This window comes from uncultured Luteimonas sp. (genome assembly GCF_947492465.1).
Classification (GTDB): domain Bacteria; phylum Pseudomonadota; class Gammaproteobacteria; order Xanthomonadales; family Xanthomonadaceae; genus Luteimonas.
The window spans coordinates 747662-764409 of record NZ_CANLNF010000001.1; the positions used below are offsets into that span (position 1 = coordinate 747662).

12 protein-coding genes are annotated in these 16748 nt (G+C 72.1%); 10 read left to right on the forward strand and 2 right to left on the reverse strand.

What is annotated here, in order from left to right; genetic code table 11:
* Positions 1-56: 56 nt before the first annotated feature.
* Both Q0863_RS03380 and Q0863_RS03385 read right to left on the reverse strand, forming a co-directional pair.
* Positions 57-872: a helix-turn-helix domain-containing protein gene (locus Q0863_RS03380; protein WP_298575029.1), complete on the reverse strand. Its 816-nt coding sequence runs from the start codon at positions 870-872 to the stop codon at positions 57-59.
* 55 nt (positions 873-927) lie between these two features.
* On the reverse strand, positions 928-2742 hold the full coding sequence (locus Q0863_RS03385) for a DUF885 domain-containing protein (RefSeq protein WP_298575031.1): 1815 nt from the start codon (positions 2740-2742) through the stop codon (positions 928-930).
* A gap of 162 nt (positions 2743-2904) precedes the next feature.
* On the opposite strand from Q0863_RS03385, the gene Q0863_RS03390 reads away from it, so the two are divergent.
* The 10 genes from Q0863_RS03390 (at position 2905) to Q0863_RS03435 (ending at position 16744) form a co-directional block, all read left to right on the forward strand.
* Positions 2905-4539 carry a TldD/PmbA family protein gene (locus tag Q0863_RS03390; protein ID WP_298575033.1) on the forward strand — a complete coding sequence of 545 codons (1635 nt, stop codon included), beginning with the start codon at positions 2905-2907 and terminating at the stop codon, positions 4537-4539.
* A 175-nt stretch (positions 4540-4714) separates the two neighbouring features.
* Positions 4715-6349 (forward strand): TldD/PmbA family protein, encoded by a 1635-nt coding sequence (locus Q0863_RS03395; RefSeq protein ID WP_298575035.1) that lies wholly within the window; start codon positions 4715-4717, stop codon positions 6347-6349.
* Positions 6350-6367: 18 nt separating this feature from the next.
* Entirely contained in the window at positions 6368-7702 is a 1335-nt protein-coding gene (locus Q0863_RS03400) for a TldD/PmbA family protein (protein WP_298575038.1), read from the forward strand.
* 175 nt (positions 7703-7877) lie between these two features.
* Entirely contained in the window at positions 7878-8567 is a 690-nt protein-coding gene (locus Q0863_RS03405; RefSeq protein ID WP_298575882.1) for a DUF4159 domain-containing protein, read from the forward strand.
* A gap of 597 nt (positions 8568-9164) precedes the next feature.
* Entirely contained in the window at positions 9165-10160 is a 996-nt protein-coding gene (locus tag Q0863_RS03410; RefSeq protein ID WP_298575040.1) for a MoxR family ATPase, read from the forward strand.
* A gap of 14 nt (positions 10161-10174) precedes the next feature.
* Positions 10175-11071, forward strand: a complete 897-nt coding sequence (locus Q0863_RS03415; RefSeq protein ID WP_298575042.1) for a DUF58 domain-containing protein — start codon at positions 10175-10177, stop codon at positions 11069-11071.
* Positions 11068-12219: a BatA domain-containing protein gene (locus Q0863_RS03420; RefSeq protein WP_298575044.1), complete on the forward strand. Its 1152-nt coding sequence runs from the start codon at positions 11068-11070 to the stop codon at positions 12217-12219. The genes Q0863_RS03415 and Q0863_RS03420 overlap by 4 nt, the downstream gene beginning before the upstream one ends.
* Positions 12216-14396, forward strand: a complete 2181-nt coding sequence (locus Q0863_RS03425; protein ID WP_298575046.1) for a hypothetical protein — start codon at positions 12216-12218, stop codon at positions 14394-14396. Before Q0863_RS03420 ends, Q0863_RS03425 begins: the two co-directional genes overlap by 4 nt.
* Positions 14393-16270 (forward strand): carboxypeptidase regulatory-like domain-containing protein, encoded by a 1878-nt coding sequence (locus Q0863_RS03430; RefSeq protein WP_298575048.1) that lies wholly within the window; start codon positions 14393-14395, stop codon positions 16268-16270. Before Q0863_RS03425 ends, Q0863_RS03430 begins: the two co-directional genes overlap by 4 nt.
* Positions 16271-16393: 123 nt before the next feature.
* Positions 16394-16744, forward strand: coding sequence for a GFA family protein (locus Q0863_RS03435; RefSeq protein ID WP_298575050.1), 351 nt, complete (start codon positions 16394-16396; stop codon positions 16742-16744).
* Positions 16745-16748: the final 4 nt, after the last annotated feature.

Consider the following 16748-nt stretch of genomic DNA (forward strand, 5'->3'; position numbering starts at 1 on the left):
GGGTGGTGGCGCCATCGTGCCGTGGCGGTCGCTGCCGGTCTTGTAGATTCCGGCATTCAGGCCAGCGGTGCATGGCGCATCCAGTCGCCATGTTGCGCCAGGTAGGCGGTCGGCGCCATGCCGGCGAAGGCACGGAACTCGTGCGCGAGGTGGGCCTGGTCGTGGAAGCCGCAGTCCACGGCCAGGCCCGCCCAGTCAGGCGCTCGCCGGCGATGCACCTGCGCCACCACGTGGTGGAAGCGCTGCAGCCGCGCATAGCGTTTCGGACCCATGCCCACCTGCTCGCGGAACAGTTCGCCGAAGCGGCGCGGCGACAGCCGGCATTCCGCGGCCAATGCCGGGATCCGTGGTGCCGCGCCGGATGCGGCGTCGAGCCGCCGCAGCGCGTGCGCGACCGCCGGGTGCATGCACGCACCGGTCGCGTCCATCCGCATGCACAGCCAGCGCAGCACGATGCGCAGGCGCGCATCGGCGTCCCTGGCCTCGAGCAGGCGCTGGCGCAGCGCGCCGCCGTCCCGTGCAAGGGCGTCGAGGTCGAGGTGGCGGTTGGCGACGGGATCCATGCGCTCGCGGAAGAACGCGGCCGCCGCGCCGGCGCGGAACACCACGCCGACGGCCGAGGTCTGCTCGGCGGTGTCGATGATAAAGCCACGGAACGCCGGCACGTACAGCGCCGCACCCGCGTTGCGCGTGCAGCGCAGCGCATCGTCGTAGACGCGGGTCTCGTCCTCGGCGAGGTTGAAGACCAGCTGCGCGCATGCCGAAGGCAGCATGCGTTCGAAACGGTGCGCCGGCGCGGGCTGCCGGCAGTCCCAGATCGATTCGACCAGGGACGACAGCGGCGCCGGGGGTCGGATGGACCTGAATTCCATGGCCGCTCCTGCTGTTGCCTCTGCGCGAACCGCGTGGCTAGGCTGGCGCGCCGCGCTACCGGATCGGTTCGCCCAGCAGCAGCTGCCGCGCGAAACGCACCGGCGGCGCGCCCTGGGCGAGGATGCCGTCGTGGTAGGCCTTCATGTCGAACGCCGCGCCGGCCTTCGCCTCGGCCGCCTTGCGCGCGTCGAAGTGCTCCTGCGCGCCGACGAAGTAGGTGGCCAGCTGGGTGGACGAGAGCTGGGCGCGGATCCACTTGCCCTCGGCCTCGCTCTGCTGCTGGAAGGTCTGGCGCACCATCAGGTCCATGGCCTGCTCCTTGGTCCACTGCTCCACGTGCACGCCCTGGTCGAGGATCGCGTTGGCCACCGAGCGCGCGTAGAACTTGAGCTGCATCAGCCGGAACAGCGGATCGCCGTCTAGGTAGCCGGCGTCGGCCAGCACGCGTTCGGTGTACACCGCCCAGCCCTCGGCGAACGGGCCGGAGCGGAACACGGCGCGCAGCGTGGACGGGTGGTTGGCCGAATGCACGCCTTCCAGGTAGTGGCCCGGCATCGCCTCGTGGATCGACAGCACGTGGATCATGTAGTCGTTGTACTCGCGCAGGAACGAGTCCACCTGCCGGTCGCTCCACTCCTCCGGGATCGGCGAGATCGCGTAATAGGTGTCCAGGCCCTTGTCGAGCGGACCGGGCGAATCGCAGTAGGCCACCGCGACGCCGCGCTGGAACTCCGGCATCAGGATGATCTTCACCGGGTCGTCGGGCACGGTGACGATGTCCTGTTCGCGCACGAAGCGCGTGGCCGCCTCCAGCGTCTGGCGGGCGAAATCGACCACCTCGTCGCGGGCCGGGCGCTCGGCGTAGGCGTATTCCATCGCCGCCTCGATCGCGGCCTGCTTCTGCGCCTCGTCCGGCGCCTCGGGCGTCGCCGGCGCGCCGGCCTTGCCGGCCAGCACGTGGCGCGACACCGCGTACATCTCGTCGCGGATCCGCGCCAGCTCGGCTTCGGCGCGCTGGCGGATCTCCTGGCGCGAGAGCGAGGAATTGAGCGAGAACTTCAGCTGCTGGTCGTAGCGTTCGGCGCCGATGCGGAATTCGCCCGTCGCGTTCGGCACCAGGGTGTCGTCCAGCCAGCGCTGGTGCTCCTCCACCGCGCCGCGCAAGGTGGCCACCGCCCGGTCCAGGCGTTCGCGGTCGGCGCCCTGCAGCTGGTCGGCGGCGGGGGTGATGAAGGTGTCGACCAGGGCCAGCACGCCGCGATTCTGCCGGGCGACCGTTTCGGCATGGGTGCGCGGCACGCGCGCCGGGTCGAGGTTCGCGCGCGCCTGCGCGAGCAGGGCCGGGATCTTCTCCATGCGCGCGGTGGCGGATGCCAGGCGCTCGGGCAGCGGCGCGAACTCGCGCGCCATCAGGCCGTAGATGGCGCCGCCCGCCAGGCCGCTGTAGACCTGCGGATCCCAGGCCCAGGGCTGGAAGCTGCGGCTGTTCCACAGCGCCGATTCGAGCTGGTTGCGCAGGATCCTGGCGTCGACCTGGTTCTCGCGCGTGAGCGATGCGAGGTCGATGGCGTCGAGCGCGACGAGCATGCGCGCGTGGAAGTCGTCGGTCTTCGCCCGTCCCGCCGCGGAGAGGTCGTCGAGCTCGCCGTCGAAGCGGTGGTCGCCGATCTGGGTGGCGGCCACGGGCGACAGCGCCATCGCCTCGTCGAGATAGCGGCGCGACAGTTCCGCGAAGGCGGCATCGGCCTGGGACTGTGCGCGGTCGGCCTGCGCCGGGGCGGCCCCTGCATCGGCGGGCGCGGTGGCCTGTCCGCTGCAGGCGGCAAGCGTGACGGCGAGCAGGGCGGCGGCGGGCAGGCAGGTGCGCATGGCGATCGGGCAGGGGGCGGGATGCGCCAGCATAGCCGCAGTCCCTGCGCGATTCGTGCGGCGCACGGTCGCACGGCGAGGCGACCGTGCCGGAAGTCATGCCTGCCTCGCGTGCGCTGCGGACTATGCTGGTGGCGATGTCCCGAGAGTGGAGCGAAGGCGATGCAGCGACGTGGATTCCTGGCCCTCGGCGGCCTTGCCGCAGGCGGGGCGCTGCTGCCGCCGCTGCTGTCGGGGCGCGCGGTGGCCGCGGAGCAGCTGCTCGGGACCATCGACCCGGTGGCCAGGAAGCGCCTGGCGGACGCCGCGCTGCAGGCCGCGACCGATGCCGGCGCCAGCTACTGCGACGTGCGCATCGGCCGCTACCTGCGCCAGTCGCTGATGACGCGCGAGGCGCTGGTGCTCAACGTCGCCAACGAGGAATCGGTGGGCGTGGGCGTGCGCGTGATCGCCGGCGATGCCTGGGGTTTCGCCGCCACCAGCCGGCTCGACCCGGATGCGGTAGCGGCCGCGGCGCGCCAGGCGGTGGCGATCGCCCGCGCCAACGCGCGCATCCAGTCCGCTCCGGTGCGGCTGGCGCCGGCGCCCGGCGTCGGCGAGGTGTCCTGGCGCACGCCGATCGCGAAGAACGGCATGGCGGTGCCGATCCGCGACAAGCTCGACCTGCTGCTGTCGGTCAACGCCGCCGCGCTCGAGGCCGGCGCGAGCTTCGTCAACTCGCGCATGTTCCTGATCAACGAGCAGAAATACTTCGCATCGACCGACGGTTCCTACATCGACCAGGACGTGCACCGGATCTGGGTGCCGTTCACGGTGACCGCGATCGACAAGGCGACGGGCAAGTTCCGCACCCGCGACGGCCTGTCCGCGCCGATGGGGCTGGGCTATGAATACCTCGACGCCGATCCTGCCCAGCGCTTCGAGCTGCCCGGCGGCGTGGTCGCCTACGGCAGGTCCTACGACATGCGCGCCGACGCCATCGCCGCGGCCAGGCAGGCGCGGGACAAGCTCAAGGCGCCCTCGGTCAAGCCCGGCAAGTACGACCTGGTCATCGATCCGAGCAACCTGTTCCTGACCATCCACGAGAACGTGGGCCATCCGCTGGAGCTCGACCGCGTGCTCGGCTACGAGGCCAACTACGCCGGCACCAGCTTCGCCACGCTCGACAAGCGCGGCACGTTCCGCTGGGGCAGCGGGATCGTCAACTTCATCGCCGACAAGACCGAGCCGGGCAGCCTCGGCGCGGTGGGCTATGACGATGAAGGCGTGCAGTGCAAGCGCTGGGACCTGGTGCGCGACGGCGTCCTGGTCGACTACCAGTCGATCCGCGACCAGGCCCACATCCTGGGCAAGGAGCGCTCCGACGGCTGCTGCTATGCCGATTCCTGGTCGAGCGTGCAGTTCCAGCGGATGCCCAACGTCTCGCTGGCGCCGGGCAAGGCGCCGCTCACCGTGCAGGACATGATCGGCGGCGTGGAAAACGGCCTCTACATCCATGGCCGCGGCTCGTACTCGATCGACCAGCAGCGCTACAACGCGCAGTTCGGCGGCCAGCTGTTCTTCGCGATCCGCAACGGCCAGGTGCAGGGGCTGGTGGAGGATGGCGCCTACCAGATACGCACCCCCGAGTTCTGGAACGACTGTTCGGCGATCTGCGACGAACGCGATTTTCGCCTGGGCGGCTCGTTCTTCGACGGCAAGGGCCAGCCGAGCCAGGTGTCGGCGGTCTCGCACGGCTCGGCGACGGCGCGCTTCGACGGACAGAATGTGATCAACACCGCGCGTTCGCTGGGCTAGGCACGCAGCGACGCGGGCTGCGGCGGCCCGGGGACGACGTGCGTCCGCGCGACCGTGCCGAAAGTCATTTGCGCCGGCGCGGCTGCCGCGTCGAGAATCGGGGTTCCCTCCGGCGCGCGACGCGCGATCCGGAGCCGCGGCCCGCCGCCGCGGACACGACAACGGAGATACGGCCTTGCAACGACGCGATTTCCTGGCCCTGGGCGGCCTCGGCATGGGCACCCTGGCGCTGCCCGCATGGCTCGGCAAGGCGATTGCCGCCGAGCAACTGGTCACCACGCTCGATGTCTCGATCAAGAAGCAGCTTGCCGACACGGCGCTGCAGGCCGCGCGCTCGGCTGGCGCCAGCTACTGCGACGTGCGCATCGGCCGTTACCTGCGCCAGTTCGTGATGACGCGCGAGGACAAGGTGCAGAACGTCGTCAACACCGAGTCCACCGGCGTCGGCGTGCGGGTGATCGCCGATGGCGCCTGGGGTTTCGCCGCGACCAACGGCCTGACCACCGAATCGGTCGCCGAGGCGGCGCGCCGTGCCACCGCGATCGCCAAGGCCAACGCACGCGTGCAGGCCGCGCCGGTGCAGCTGGCGCCCGCGCCCGGCTTCGGCGAGGTGGCGTGGAAGACGCCGATCCGGCGCAACGCGATGGAAGTGCCGATCAAGGACAAGGTCGACCTGCTGCTGTCGGTGAACGCCGCGGCGACCAATGCCGGGGCCAGCTTCGTCAATTCCACCCTGTTCCTGGTCAACGAGCAGAAGTACTTCGCCTCCACCGACGGTTCCTACATCGACCAGGACGTGCACCGCATCTGGGCGCCGATGACGGTGACCGCGATCGACAAGGCCAGCGGCAAGTTCCGCACCCGCGAAGGCCTGTCGGCGCCGATGGGCCTGGGCTACGAATACCTCGACGGCGACGCCTCGCAGAAGTTCACCTCGCCCAACGGGGTGGTCAACTACGGCCACTCCTACGACATGCTCGAGGACGCGGTGGCCGCCGCGAAGCAGGCGCAGGAGAAGCTCAAGGCGCCGTCGGTCAAGCCGGGCAAGTACGACCTGGTGCTCGATCCCTCGCATACCTGGCTGACCATCCACGAATCGGTCGGCCATCCGCTCGAGCTCGACCGCGTGCTGGGCTACGAGGCCAACTACGCCGGCACCAGCTTCGCCACGCTCGACAAGCGCGAGTCGAAGTTCCAGTACGGCAGCGACAAGGTCACGATCTTCGCCGACAAGACCCAGCCCGGCAGCCTCGGCGCGGTCGGCTACGACGACGAAGGCGTGAAGTGCAAGCGCTGGGACCTGATCAGGGACGGCATCCTGGTGGACTACCAGACCATCCGCGACCAGGCCCACATCCTCGGCAAGGCCGAATCCGACGGCTGCTGCTACGCCGACTCCTGGTCGAGCGTGCAGTTCCAGCGCATGGCCAACGTCTCGCTGGCGGCCGGCAAGGACAAGCTGTCCGTGGCCGACATGGTCAAGGACGTCGAGAACGGCATCTACATCATCGGCGACGGCTCGTTCTCGATCGATCAGCAGCGCTACAACGCGCAGTTCGGCGGCCAGCTGTTCTACGAGATCAAGGACGGCAAGATCACCGGCATGCTCGAGGACGTGGCCTACCAGATCCGCACGCCTGAATTCTGGAACGCCTGCTCGGCGGTCTGCGACGAAAGCGACTACCGCCTCGGTGGTTCGTTCTTCGACGGCAAGGGCCAGCCCGGGCAGGTCTCGGCGGTCTCGCACGGGTCGAGCACCGCCCGCTTCAACGGCATCAACGTCATCAACACCGCCCGTTCGCTCGGCTGACCGGCACAGGAGAACACCATGAGCATCTTCACCGAAGCCGAAGCCAAGGCCATCCTCGACAAGGTCGTCGCGCTGTCGAAGGCCGATGAATGCACCGCCACGCTCTCGGGCGGCAACAACGGCAACATCCGCTTCGCGCTCAACGACGTGTCCACCAGCGGCATCGTCGACAACGTCGAGCTGGCCGTCTCGGTCGCGTTCGGCAAGCGCGTGGGCACTGCGACCATCAACGAGTTCGACGACGCTTCGCTCGAACGCGTCGTCCGCCGCGCCGAGGACCTCGCGCGACTGGCGCCGGAGAATCCGGAGTTCATGCCCGCCATCGGCAAGCAGGCCTATACCGCGACCAGCACCTACAACGCGGCCACGGCGGCGATCACGCCCGAATACCGCGCCCAGGTGGCGGCCGACTCCATCGCCCCGTGCCGCCCGGCCGGGCTGGTGGCGGCGGGATTCCTGGAAGACAGCCGCTCGTTCACCGCGATCGCCAACAGCAACGGCAACTTCGGCTACCAGACCTCGACCGGCGCCGACTACACCTGCACCGTGCGCACCGAGGATGGCCGCGGCTCGGGCTGGGTGGGGCGCAACGTCACCGACATCTCGCAGCTCGATGCCGGGCGCGATGTCGCCATCGCCATCCGCAAGGCGCGCGAATCGGCCGATGCCAAGGCGCTGGAGCCGGGCAAGTACACCGTGGTGCTGGAGCCGCACGCGGCCGCGGGCCTGATCTCGTTCATGATGTTCTTCTTCGACGCGCGCCAGGCCGACGAGGGCCGCAGCTTCCTCTCGAAGAAGGGCGGCGGCAACAAGCTCGGCGAGCAGGTCTACGACCCGCGCGTGAACATCTGGGCCGACCCGGCCGATCCGAACGCGCCGGTCCTGCCCTGGGACGATGAGGGCATGGCGCGCAAGCGCATGCCGGTGATCGAGAACGGCAAGGTGGCCAACCTGCTGTATTCGCGCTACTGGGCGCAGCAGCAGGGACGCGAGGCGGTGGCCACGCCGGGCAACCTGATCATGTCCGGCGGCACCAAGTCCACCGCCGACCTGGTGCGCGAGACCGAACGCGGCATCCTGGTCACCCGCACCTGGTACATCCGCATGGTCGATCCGCAGACCGTGCTGCTCACCGGCCTGACCCGCGACGGCACGTTCTACATCGAGAACGGGCAGATCAAGCACCCGGTCAAGAACTTCCGCTTCAACGAATCGCCGGTGATCATGCTCAACAACATCGACGAGCTCGGCAAGCCGGTCAGGGTGAGCGGCGACGAGTCGCGCTTCGCGATGATGATCCCGCCGATGCGCCTGCGCGATTTCACCTTCACCTCGCTCTCCGACGCGGTGTGATCCCGCGCCGCAACCGCCTTGCTCCCTCTCCCGCGTGCGGGAGAGGGTTGGGGTGGGGGCAGGCACCGGCCAGGTCCGGTTCGTCCGATCCTCCGCGCCCGCCCCGCCGCTATTGCGTCACCGTCAGGGGGTCGTCCGCATGGGCACAGGCATGAACCGCGCGCAGTTCCTGCGCATGGGCCTGGGCGCCGCCGCCGGCGCCTGGCTGGCGGGCAGGTCCTTTGGCGCGCATGCCGCCGGCGCGGCCAGCTACGACTTCTGGTTCACCCGGCTCAAGTACGACTCCGGCGACTGGGACGTGGACGAGCGCATGCCGTCCAACCTGATCACCTCGCTGATCGACTACACCGGCCTGCGCGTGGATCCCAAGGAACATCAGGTCGAGCTGGCCGACCCGAAGATGCTGTCCGCGCCGTTCTGCTACCTGGCCGGGCACAAGCTGGTCGAGTTCAACCCGGCCGAGCGGCGCAACTTCGAACGCTACGTGCGCAACGGCGGCTTCGTGTTCGTCGACGACTGCAACCACGATATCGACGGCCTGTTCGCCAAGTCGTTCGAGACGCAGATGGCGTCGATCTTCGGCCCGCGCGCGCTGGCGAAGCTGCCCAGGCGGCATCCGCTCTACAGCAGCTTCTTCAGCTTCCCCGACGGGCCGCCGGCGACCAGCTACGAGCTCAACGGCTGGGGCGACGACCTGGTGCACGACTACCTCAAGGGCATCGACATCGACGGCCGCCTGGGCGTGCTCTACAGCAACAAGGACTACGGCTGCGAATGGGACTACGACTGGCGCAACAAGCGCTTCCTGGCCGAGGACAACACGAAGTTCGCGGTCAACATCGTGGTGTATGCGCTGACGGCATGAGCATTGGGCTGTCGATTCTCGGGGCTTCCGGCGGTCACCATGGCCGAGCTGGCACACCGGCGAAAGCCGAGGAGCGCTTTTTCTGGCTCCGCCCCTTCGTGAAGGGTGGCCTGTTGGTGGACGGGGCTGGACGCAGGCTTGCGGACCGAGGCCGTCCCGGTCCGGGGGTTGCTCCCCGGCTCGGTCAGCCCGCTTCGCGGTCCGGCCCGGCGCAGCGCGCCGGGCGTTCACGCGCATGCGCGGCATGCCGCGCAAGCCATGCGCGTTCACCCATGGCTGACTCGCCGCCGCAGCGCATCCATGCGCTGCTATCCGCAACCCCCAGACCGGAACGGCCATCGCCCTCTTCCTATCGTGGTTTCCATCGTCACGAAACCAAACACCACCGGGACCGAATCGCCGAACTATCAGACCCGGTGAGCCGCGCACTGCCGGTTGGGGGTCGCGGCAAGCAAGACATGGATGTTTTGCGCGCGAGTCGGGGCAGGATGCCCCGACCGAGCGAAGAGCGACCCCCAACCGGCAGGGCGTGGCGTCCTTCCGAAACCCGGATCAAGTCTCGGCGGGTTCTTCCATCTGTATGACCAGGATCGCGCCATGACCCCCCTCACCGAATCCGACATCCAGTCCCGCGTCGCGCGCCTGTCCGACCTGCGTGCCGCCATCGGCACCGCGATCGTCGGCCAGCACGACGTCGTCGAGCAGCTGCTCACCGGCCTGCTCGCCGGCGGCCACTGCCTGCTCGAAGGCGTACCGGGCCTGGGCAAGACCCTGCTGGTGCGCACCCTGGGCCAGGCGCTGGAGCTGCAGTTCCGGCGCGTGCAGTTCACCCCCGACCTGATGCCCAGCGACCTGCTTGGCACCGAACTGCTGGAGGAGGACCACGGCACCGGCCATCGCCACTTCCGCTTCCAGCCCGGTCCCGTGTTCACCAACCTGCTGCTCGCCGACGAACTCAACCGGACGCCGCCCAAGACCCAGGCCGCGCTGCTGGAGGCGATGCAGGAACACACGGTCAGCTTCGCCGGCGTGACGCACGCGCTGCCGGCACCGTTCTTCGTGCTGGCCACACAGAACCCGATCGAGCAGGCCGGCACCTATCCGCTGCCGGAGGCGCAACTCGACCGCTTCCTCCTGCACATCGCGCTCGACTACCCCGGCGAGGAGGAGGAGCGCGCGATCATCGCCCAGACCACCTCCAGCCACGTGGCCGAGGTGCCGCGGGTGATGGGCGGCGAGGATGTGCTGGCGCTGCAGGCGCTGGTGCGCCAGGTGCACGTGGGCGAGGACCTGCTGGCGTGGATCACCCGGCTGGTGCGCGCGACCCGGCCGGGCGGAGGCGCGCCGCAGGCGGTGCGCGACTACGTGAAGTGGGGCGCGGGGCCGCGCGCGGGACAGTCGCTGGTGCTGGCCTCGAAGGCGCGCGCGATCCTGCACGGCCGCCTCGCCGCCACGCGCGAGGACGTGCTGGCGCTGGCGGCACCGGTCCTGCGCCACCGGCTGCTGTTGTCGTTCGCGGCCGAGGCCGAAGGCAAGCGCCCGGACGAGGTCATCGCCGCGCTGCTGCGCGACGTGCCGCCCCCGGGCGCCTGAGCAGCGCCAAGCCGATGGGCCACGATCCCGTCACGCCGGGCCTGCGCGCGCAGCTGCGCGGGCTGCGCATCGCCTCGCGCCGCAGCAGCGCGCTGCGCGGCGGTGGCCAGCACCGCAGTCGCGACAAGGGCACGGGCCTGGAGTTCTCGCAGTACCGCGGCTACGAGCCGGGCGACGAGCCGCGCCGCATCGACTGGAAGCTGTACGCGCGCAGCGACCGCTTCTTCGTGCGCGAGGCCGAGCGCGACAGTCCGCTGGCGGTGTGGATCATGCTCGATGCCAGCGCGTCGATGGCGCAGGCCGACGAGGCCCGGCCCGACTGGTCGCGCCTGGACGCGGCGAAGACGCTGGCCGCGTGCATCGCCGAGGTCGCGCTGCGCCAGGGCGATCGCGCCGGGCTGGTGGCCCTGCGCGAGGACGCGCTGGCGCTGGTGCCCGCCGCCGCCGGCAGCCGCCAGCGCGAGCGTCTGCTGTTCGAACTCGAACGTCTCCAGGCCGGCGGCGGCGTGCCCGACGAGGCGCGGCTGCGCCCGGTCTGGGAGCGCATCGCGCCGGACGACCTGGTGGTGGTGCTGGGCGACTTCCTCGACCCGGCCGTGCCGGCGCTGGCGACCCGGCTGGCCGCGGCGCGGCGCGAAGTGCTCGCGATCCAGTTGCTGGCCGTGGCCGAGCGCGATTTCCCTTTCGATGACGGCCGCCGCTTCATCGACCCGGAAACGGGCGAAGCGCTGCCGGGCGATGCCCGCGCGCTGCGCGCGGAATTCCTGGCGAAGTTCGGCGAGGCGCAGCGGGCCCTGCACGCGCGGTTTGCCGAAGCCGGCATCCGCTGCGCCGTGCACGTGCTCGACGAGCCGCTGCTGCAGCCGCTGCGTGCGCTGTTCGCCGCCGGTCCGGGCGGCGGCGACGCATGAACCCGACGCTGCTCATGCCCGCGGCCCTGGCCGCGCTCGCCGCACTGGCGCTGCCGCTGCTGATCCACCTGGCGCGACGGCAGCAGCAGCGGCCGACCATGTTCGCCGCGCTGCGCTGGCTGCGCGCGCGGCCGAAGCCGCGCCGCCGGCTGCGCTTCGACGAGCCCTGGCTGCTGGCGGTGCGCCTGTTGCTGGTCGCGCTGCTGGCGCTGTTGCTGGCCCGGCCCGCGCTGCTGGGCACGGTGGACACCCGGCCGCGCCTGCTGGCGATGCCGGGCGTGGACGCGGAGGCGATCGCCGCCGTGCTCGGCGATCGCGACATCGACGCGCGCTGGCTGGCGCCCGGTTTCCCGACGCTGGACCAGCCGCCGCCGGCCGGCCGCGTTCCCGTCGCGAGCCTGTTGCGCGAGTTCGATGCGGGACTGTCGCCCGGCGCCCCGCTCACCGTACTGGTCCCGGAGCGGCTGGCCGGCGCCGATGCCGGCCGCCTGCGGCTCACGCGCGAGATCGAATGGACCATCGTCGCCGGCGGCTCGAGGCTTGAACCCGCGGCGGATACGGCGCCGACGATGGCGATCCGATACGACGCCGCGCATCGCGAGGGCCTCGCCTACCTGCGGGCCGTGGCCTCGGCGTGGCAGGGCGCGGACGGGTCGCCGGTCGACCTTGCCGACACCGTCGACCTGCCGGCGCCGGACGTCGGACTGCTGGCGTGGTGGCGCGCCGGCCCGCTGCCGGCCGACGTGATGCGGTGGGTGGAGCGGGGCGGACAGCTGCTGCTGCCGGCGGGCGCGGACTGGCCTGGCGCCGCCCAACCGGTCGTGGTCTGGCGCGACGAGACCGGCGCGCCGCTGCTGCAGGCGGCGCCGCAGGGCCGCGGCAGGCTGCTGCAGTTGACGCGCGCGCTGGCGCCGGCCGGGATGCCGCAACTGCTGGATCCCGCGTTCCCGCGCACGTTGCGCGAGCTTGTGCAGCCGCCGCCGGCGCCCACGATGGTGATGGCGGCCGATTACGCGCCGCAACCGGGCGCGCGCGCGGTGGCGCCGGCACCGCAGGACCTGCGGCCGTGGATCGCGCTGGCCATTGCGCTGCTGTTCCTGCTCGAGCGCTGGCTGGCCAGCGCGCGCCGGCGCGGAGCCGCGGCATGAGCGCACGCACCGCGCTCGGCAACCTGCTCGCGCGTACGCGCCGCCGCGCGCTGCTCGACGCGCTGGCGCAGCTGCTGCCGGTGCCGCTGGCGCTCGCCGCGCTGCTGTGGCGCTGGCCCGGCGGCTGGGCCGCAGCGGCGGTGGCGACAGCCGGGCTGGTCGCGGTGATCGCCGTGGCGCTGCGCCGGCGTCGCCATTTCGACCGGAACTGGCTGGTGCAGCAGCTGGACGCGGCGCGAAGCGACCTCGACGACAGCAGCGGCCTGCTGCTCGCGGACGACGCCGCACTGTCGCCACTGCAGCGGCTGCAGCGCGATCGTCTCGAACAGCGGCTGCGCGACCGTCCGGCGCCGGACCTGCGCCCGTCGTGGTCGACGGGCGCGATCGTGCCGGCATGGCTGGCGCTGGCGGCGACGTGCCTGGTCGTGGCGCTGTGGCCCGCCGCCAGGCCGGCCATCGTCGATGCGCCGCCTGCCGCGAGTGCCGCGGCCGCCGTGGAAGCGCCGCAGCTGCTCTCGCAGTCGCTGCAGCTGCAGCCGCCGGCCTATACCGGCGTCGCGTCCAGCACCACGCAGACGCTGGAGGCGGAGGCGCCGGTCGGCAGCACGCTGCGCTGGCGCCTGCGCTACGCGCCGCAGCCTCGCGCTGTCGACCTGGTCTTCCACGACGGTCGCCGCATCGCCCTGCAGCGCGAAGGCGGACATTGGACCGCAGCCCTGGCGCTGCAGGCGTCCACGCTCTACCGCGTCGTGCCGGCAGGCGTCGCGGGCGCGGAAAGCGCGCCGCTGTACCGCCTGGACGCGGTGCCCGACCTGCCGCCACGCGTGCGCGTGCTGGCGCCCGAGCGCGGCCTGACCCTGCTGGCGCCGAGCCAGCGCGACTGGCTGCTGCAGTTCGAGGCGCTGGACGACTACGGCGTGTCGACGCGCGCGCGCCTGCTGCTGACCCGCACCGAGGGCACCGGCGAGAACATCCGCTTCCAGGAGCACGTGCGCGTGCTGCAGGGCCGGGGCGATGCGCGCAGCCGGCGCTTCGAACTGCGCCTGCGCCCCGCCGACTTCGGTCTGCAGCGCGGCGAGGACCTGGTCGCGCGGCTGGAGGTGCTCGACAACCGCGCGCCGCAGCCGCAGCTTGCGCGCAGCGCCAGCGTGATCCTGCGCTGGCCGCCCGAACCGGTGCTCGGCGCGGAAGGCCTCGATGGGCTGGCGCGCCAGGTGCTGCCGGCCTACTTCCGCAGCCAGCGCCAGATCATCATCGACGCCGAGGCCCTGCTGGCGGAGCGGCCGCAGCTGGCGGCGGACGAATTCGAACGGCGCTCGGACCTGATCGGCGTCGACCAGCGCCTGCTGCGCCTGCGCTACGGCCAGTTCCTCGGCGAGGAAAGCGAGGGCGGCCGCGCACCGCCGACCAGCGACTTGCCGACCAGCGATCTGCCCACCAGCGACGCGCCGGCCGCGGACGACGCGCAGGCTCACGACGCGCCGCACGACGACGGACACGACCACGCAGCGGAGGGTGCGGCCCCGGCCGCAGGTTTCGGCAACGTCGGCGACGTGCTGGAGGCGTTCGGCCACACGCACGACATCGCCGAGGCGGCGACCCTGCTCGATCCGCAGACGCGCGAAACCCTGCGCAAGGCGCTGGGGGAGATGTGGCAGTCCGAGCTGCACCTGCGCCAGGCCGCGCCGGGCGAGGCGCTGCCGTATGCCTACCGCGCGCTGGAGCTGATCAAGCAGGTGCAGCAAGCCGAGCGCATCTACCTGCAGCGCGTGGGCACGCAACTGCCGCCGGTGGATGAATCGCGGCGCCTGGGCGGCGACCGCAGCGGCCTGCGCAACCGCGCCCTGCCGGCCCTCGCCGCGGAGGAGGCGGACGCTGCGTTGGCCGCGGCCTGGCAATCGCTCGGCACCACGGGTGTCGACACGCTGCCGGCCACGCTCGACGCCCTGGAACGCTGGACCGGGGCGCAGCGCGATCGCCTCGACGATCCGCTCGCCTGGGTCGCCGCGATCGACGCGCTGCGCCAGGATCCGGGCTGCGCCGACTGTCGTGCCACGCTGCGTGGGCTGGTGTGGAGCGCCCTGCCGCGTCCGGCAGGTGCGTTCGGGCGCCGGACCGACGCCGACGCCGCGGGGCGCTACCTCGATGCGCTGCACGCCGCGCGGGAGGCGCCATGAGCCTCATGGACCCCGGCAGCCTCGTCGCGTTGCTGCTCGCACTGGCGGTCGCGGTCGCCGCGCTGCGGCTGTGGCGTGCCCATCGCGCCGATCCGCGGCGCCCGCGTGCCTGGCGGCTGGCCCTGCTGCTGGTGCTGCAGCCGCTGCTGGCGGGCGGGCTGTACCTGGCCTTGTTCCCGCCGCAGCGGCCCCTCGATCCGGCGACGCTGGTGGTGCTGACCGAAGGCGCTACCAGTGCCGATGCGGTGGGCGTGGAGGGCCGGCTGGTGGCGCTGCCGGAGGCCAGCATCGCTGCTGACGCGCGCGTGCCCGACCTGGCCACCGCGCTGCGCCAGCATCCCGGAACCACCCGCATCCGCGTGCTGGGCGCGGGTCTCGTCGCACGCGACCGCGAGGCGGCGCGTACGGTCCTGGTCGCCTTCGAGCCACCGCCGTTGCCGGCGGGCCTGGTGCGCCTGTCCCTGCCTGCCGGCGTCCACCGTGGCGCGGGCTTCGCGATCGCCGGGCAGGTCGCGGGCGTCGACGGCGGCAGCGTCGCGCTGCACGATCCGGCCGGACGTCGCGTCGATGCCGCCGGCCTCGGCGACGACGGCCGCTTCACCGTGCACGGCGTCGCGCTGGCGGCCGGTGCCGCGCGCTTCGAGCTGCGGGTGCTGGACGCCGAGGGCGCAGCGGTCGGGCAGGTGGCCGCGCCGCTGTGGATCGAAGCGTCCGCGCCGCCGCGCGTGCTGCTGCTGGCGGGCGCCCCCGGCCCCGAAACGCGCGCGCTGCGGCGCTGGCTGGTGGACGCGGGTGCGAAAGTCCAGGCCCGCATCGCGCTCGGCGGCGGCCTGCAGCTGGGTGCCGCGCCGCTGGACGAGGCGGCACTGGCCGAGGCCGACCTGGTGATCGCGGACGCACGCGCCTGGGCCGGGTTGGGCGAGGCCGGCCGCGCCCGCGTGCTGGCCGCGGTGCGGGAGGGCCTGGGCCTGCTGCTGCGCGCCGACACGCCCTTGCCGGAGACGACGCTGCGTGGCCTGCGGAGGCCTAGCTTCGCGATCGCCGGTGGCCGCGGCAGTGCGCCCTGGTCGCTGCCGCCTGCGCGGGTGGATGACGAACAGGCCCTGCGCGCGCGCATGGGCAGCGGCAGCGAGGATGCGCCGTTCGACCTGGAGCAGGCGCAGGCGCCGCCGCCGCGGCTGAGCCGTCGCGGCTGGCGCGTGGATGGCGCCGAAGCGATCGCCTTCGCACCCGGCGGAGACGTGCCGGCCGGCTGGTGGCGTGGCGAAGGGCGCGGCCGGATCGGACTGTGGACGCTGCTCGACAGCTACGTGCTGCCGCTGCACGGGCGCGCGGACCTGTTCGACGACCTGTGGGGTCCGGCGCTCGCCACCCTGGCGCGCGCGCGCCCCGACGTCCTGCCCGTGATCGACGCCGATGCCCGGGTCGGCGAGCGCCTGCGCCTCTGCGGCTGGCCGGAAGGCGCGGTCGTGGAGGCGCCCGATGGCGCGGTGATGCGGCCGGTGGTGGATCCGGCCAGCGGTGCGCGCGACTGCGCCGGGTTCTGGCCGCGGCTCGCGGGCTGGCATCGCCTGCGACTGGGCGATGCCGGGCGCGGTTTCCATGTCGCCGCCGCCGACGCGGACGAGGGCCTGCGCCTGGGCGCATTGCGCGAGGCCACGGTGGCGCTCACTGCCATCGCGCCGGCGACGGACGATGAACGAACAGCCGCTGCGGTGCCGCGCGCACCCGGCCCCGCGTGGCCGTGGTTCCTGGCCTGGCTCGCGCTGGCCGCGCTGGCCTGGTGGCTGGAGCGTTCGCGCCTGGGCCTGGGCGCGACGGGTGGGGCCGGTGCCGATACGGGTGCGCCGGTGGCTGCGGCCAGCGAAGGCTGACCGCACGAGCGGCGTCCGCGCCCCTGGCCCGTGCGATCGCCGGTCATCGGCACGTTGGCGTCGCGGGCGACAGCCGCGGCCGCGCGGGAGTAACCTCGGCGCGAATTCAGGCGGAGGCGTCACATGGCGACATACCAGGGCAGCTGCCACTGCGGCAGGATCGCGTTCGAGCTCGAGGGCGAGATCGGCCAGGTCATCGACTGCAACTGTTCGATGTGCCGCCGGCGCGGCGGCCTGCTGGCCGCGTTCCCGCGCGAGGCGCTGACGCTGAAGACGCCGGAACAGGACCTGTCCACCTACCGCTTCAATCGCGAGGCGATCGCCCACCATTTCTGCGCCAACTGCGGCATCGCGACCTTCAGCGAGGGCAAGGGCCGCGACGGCGTGGCCATGGCGATGGTCAACGTGCGCTGCCTGCCGGAGGTGGAGCTGGGCGGACTCGAGGTGGTCGAAGTGGACGGCGCCAGCTTCTGATCCG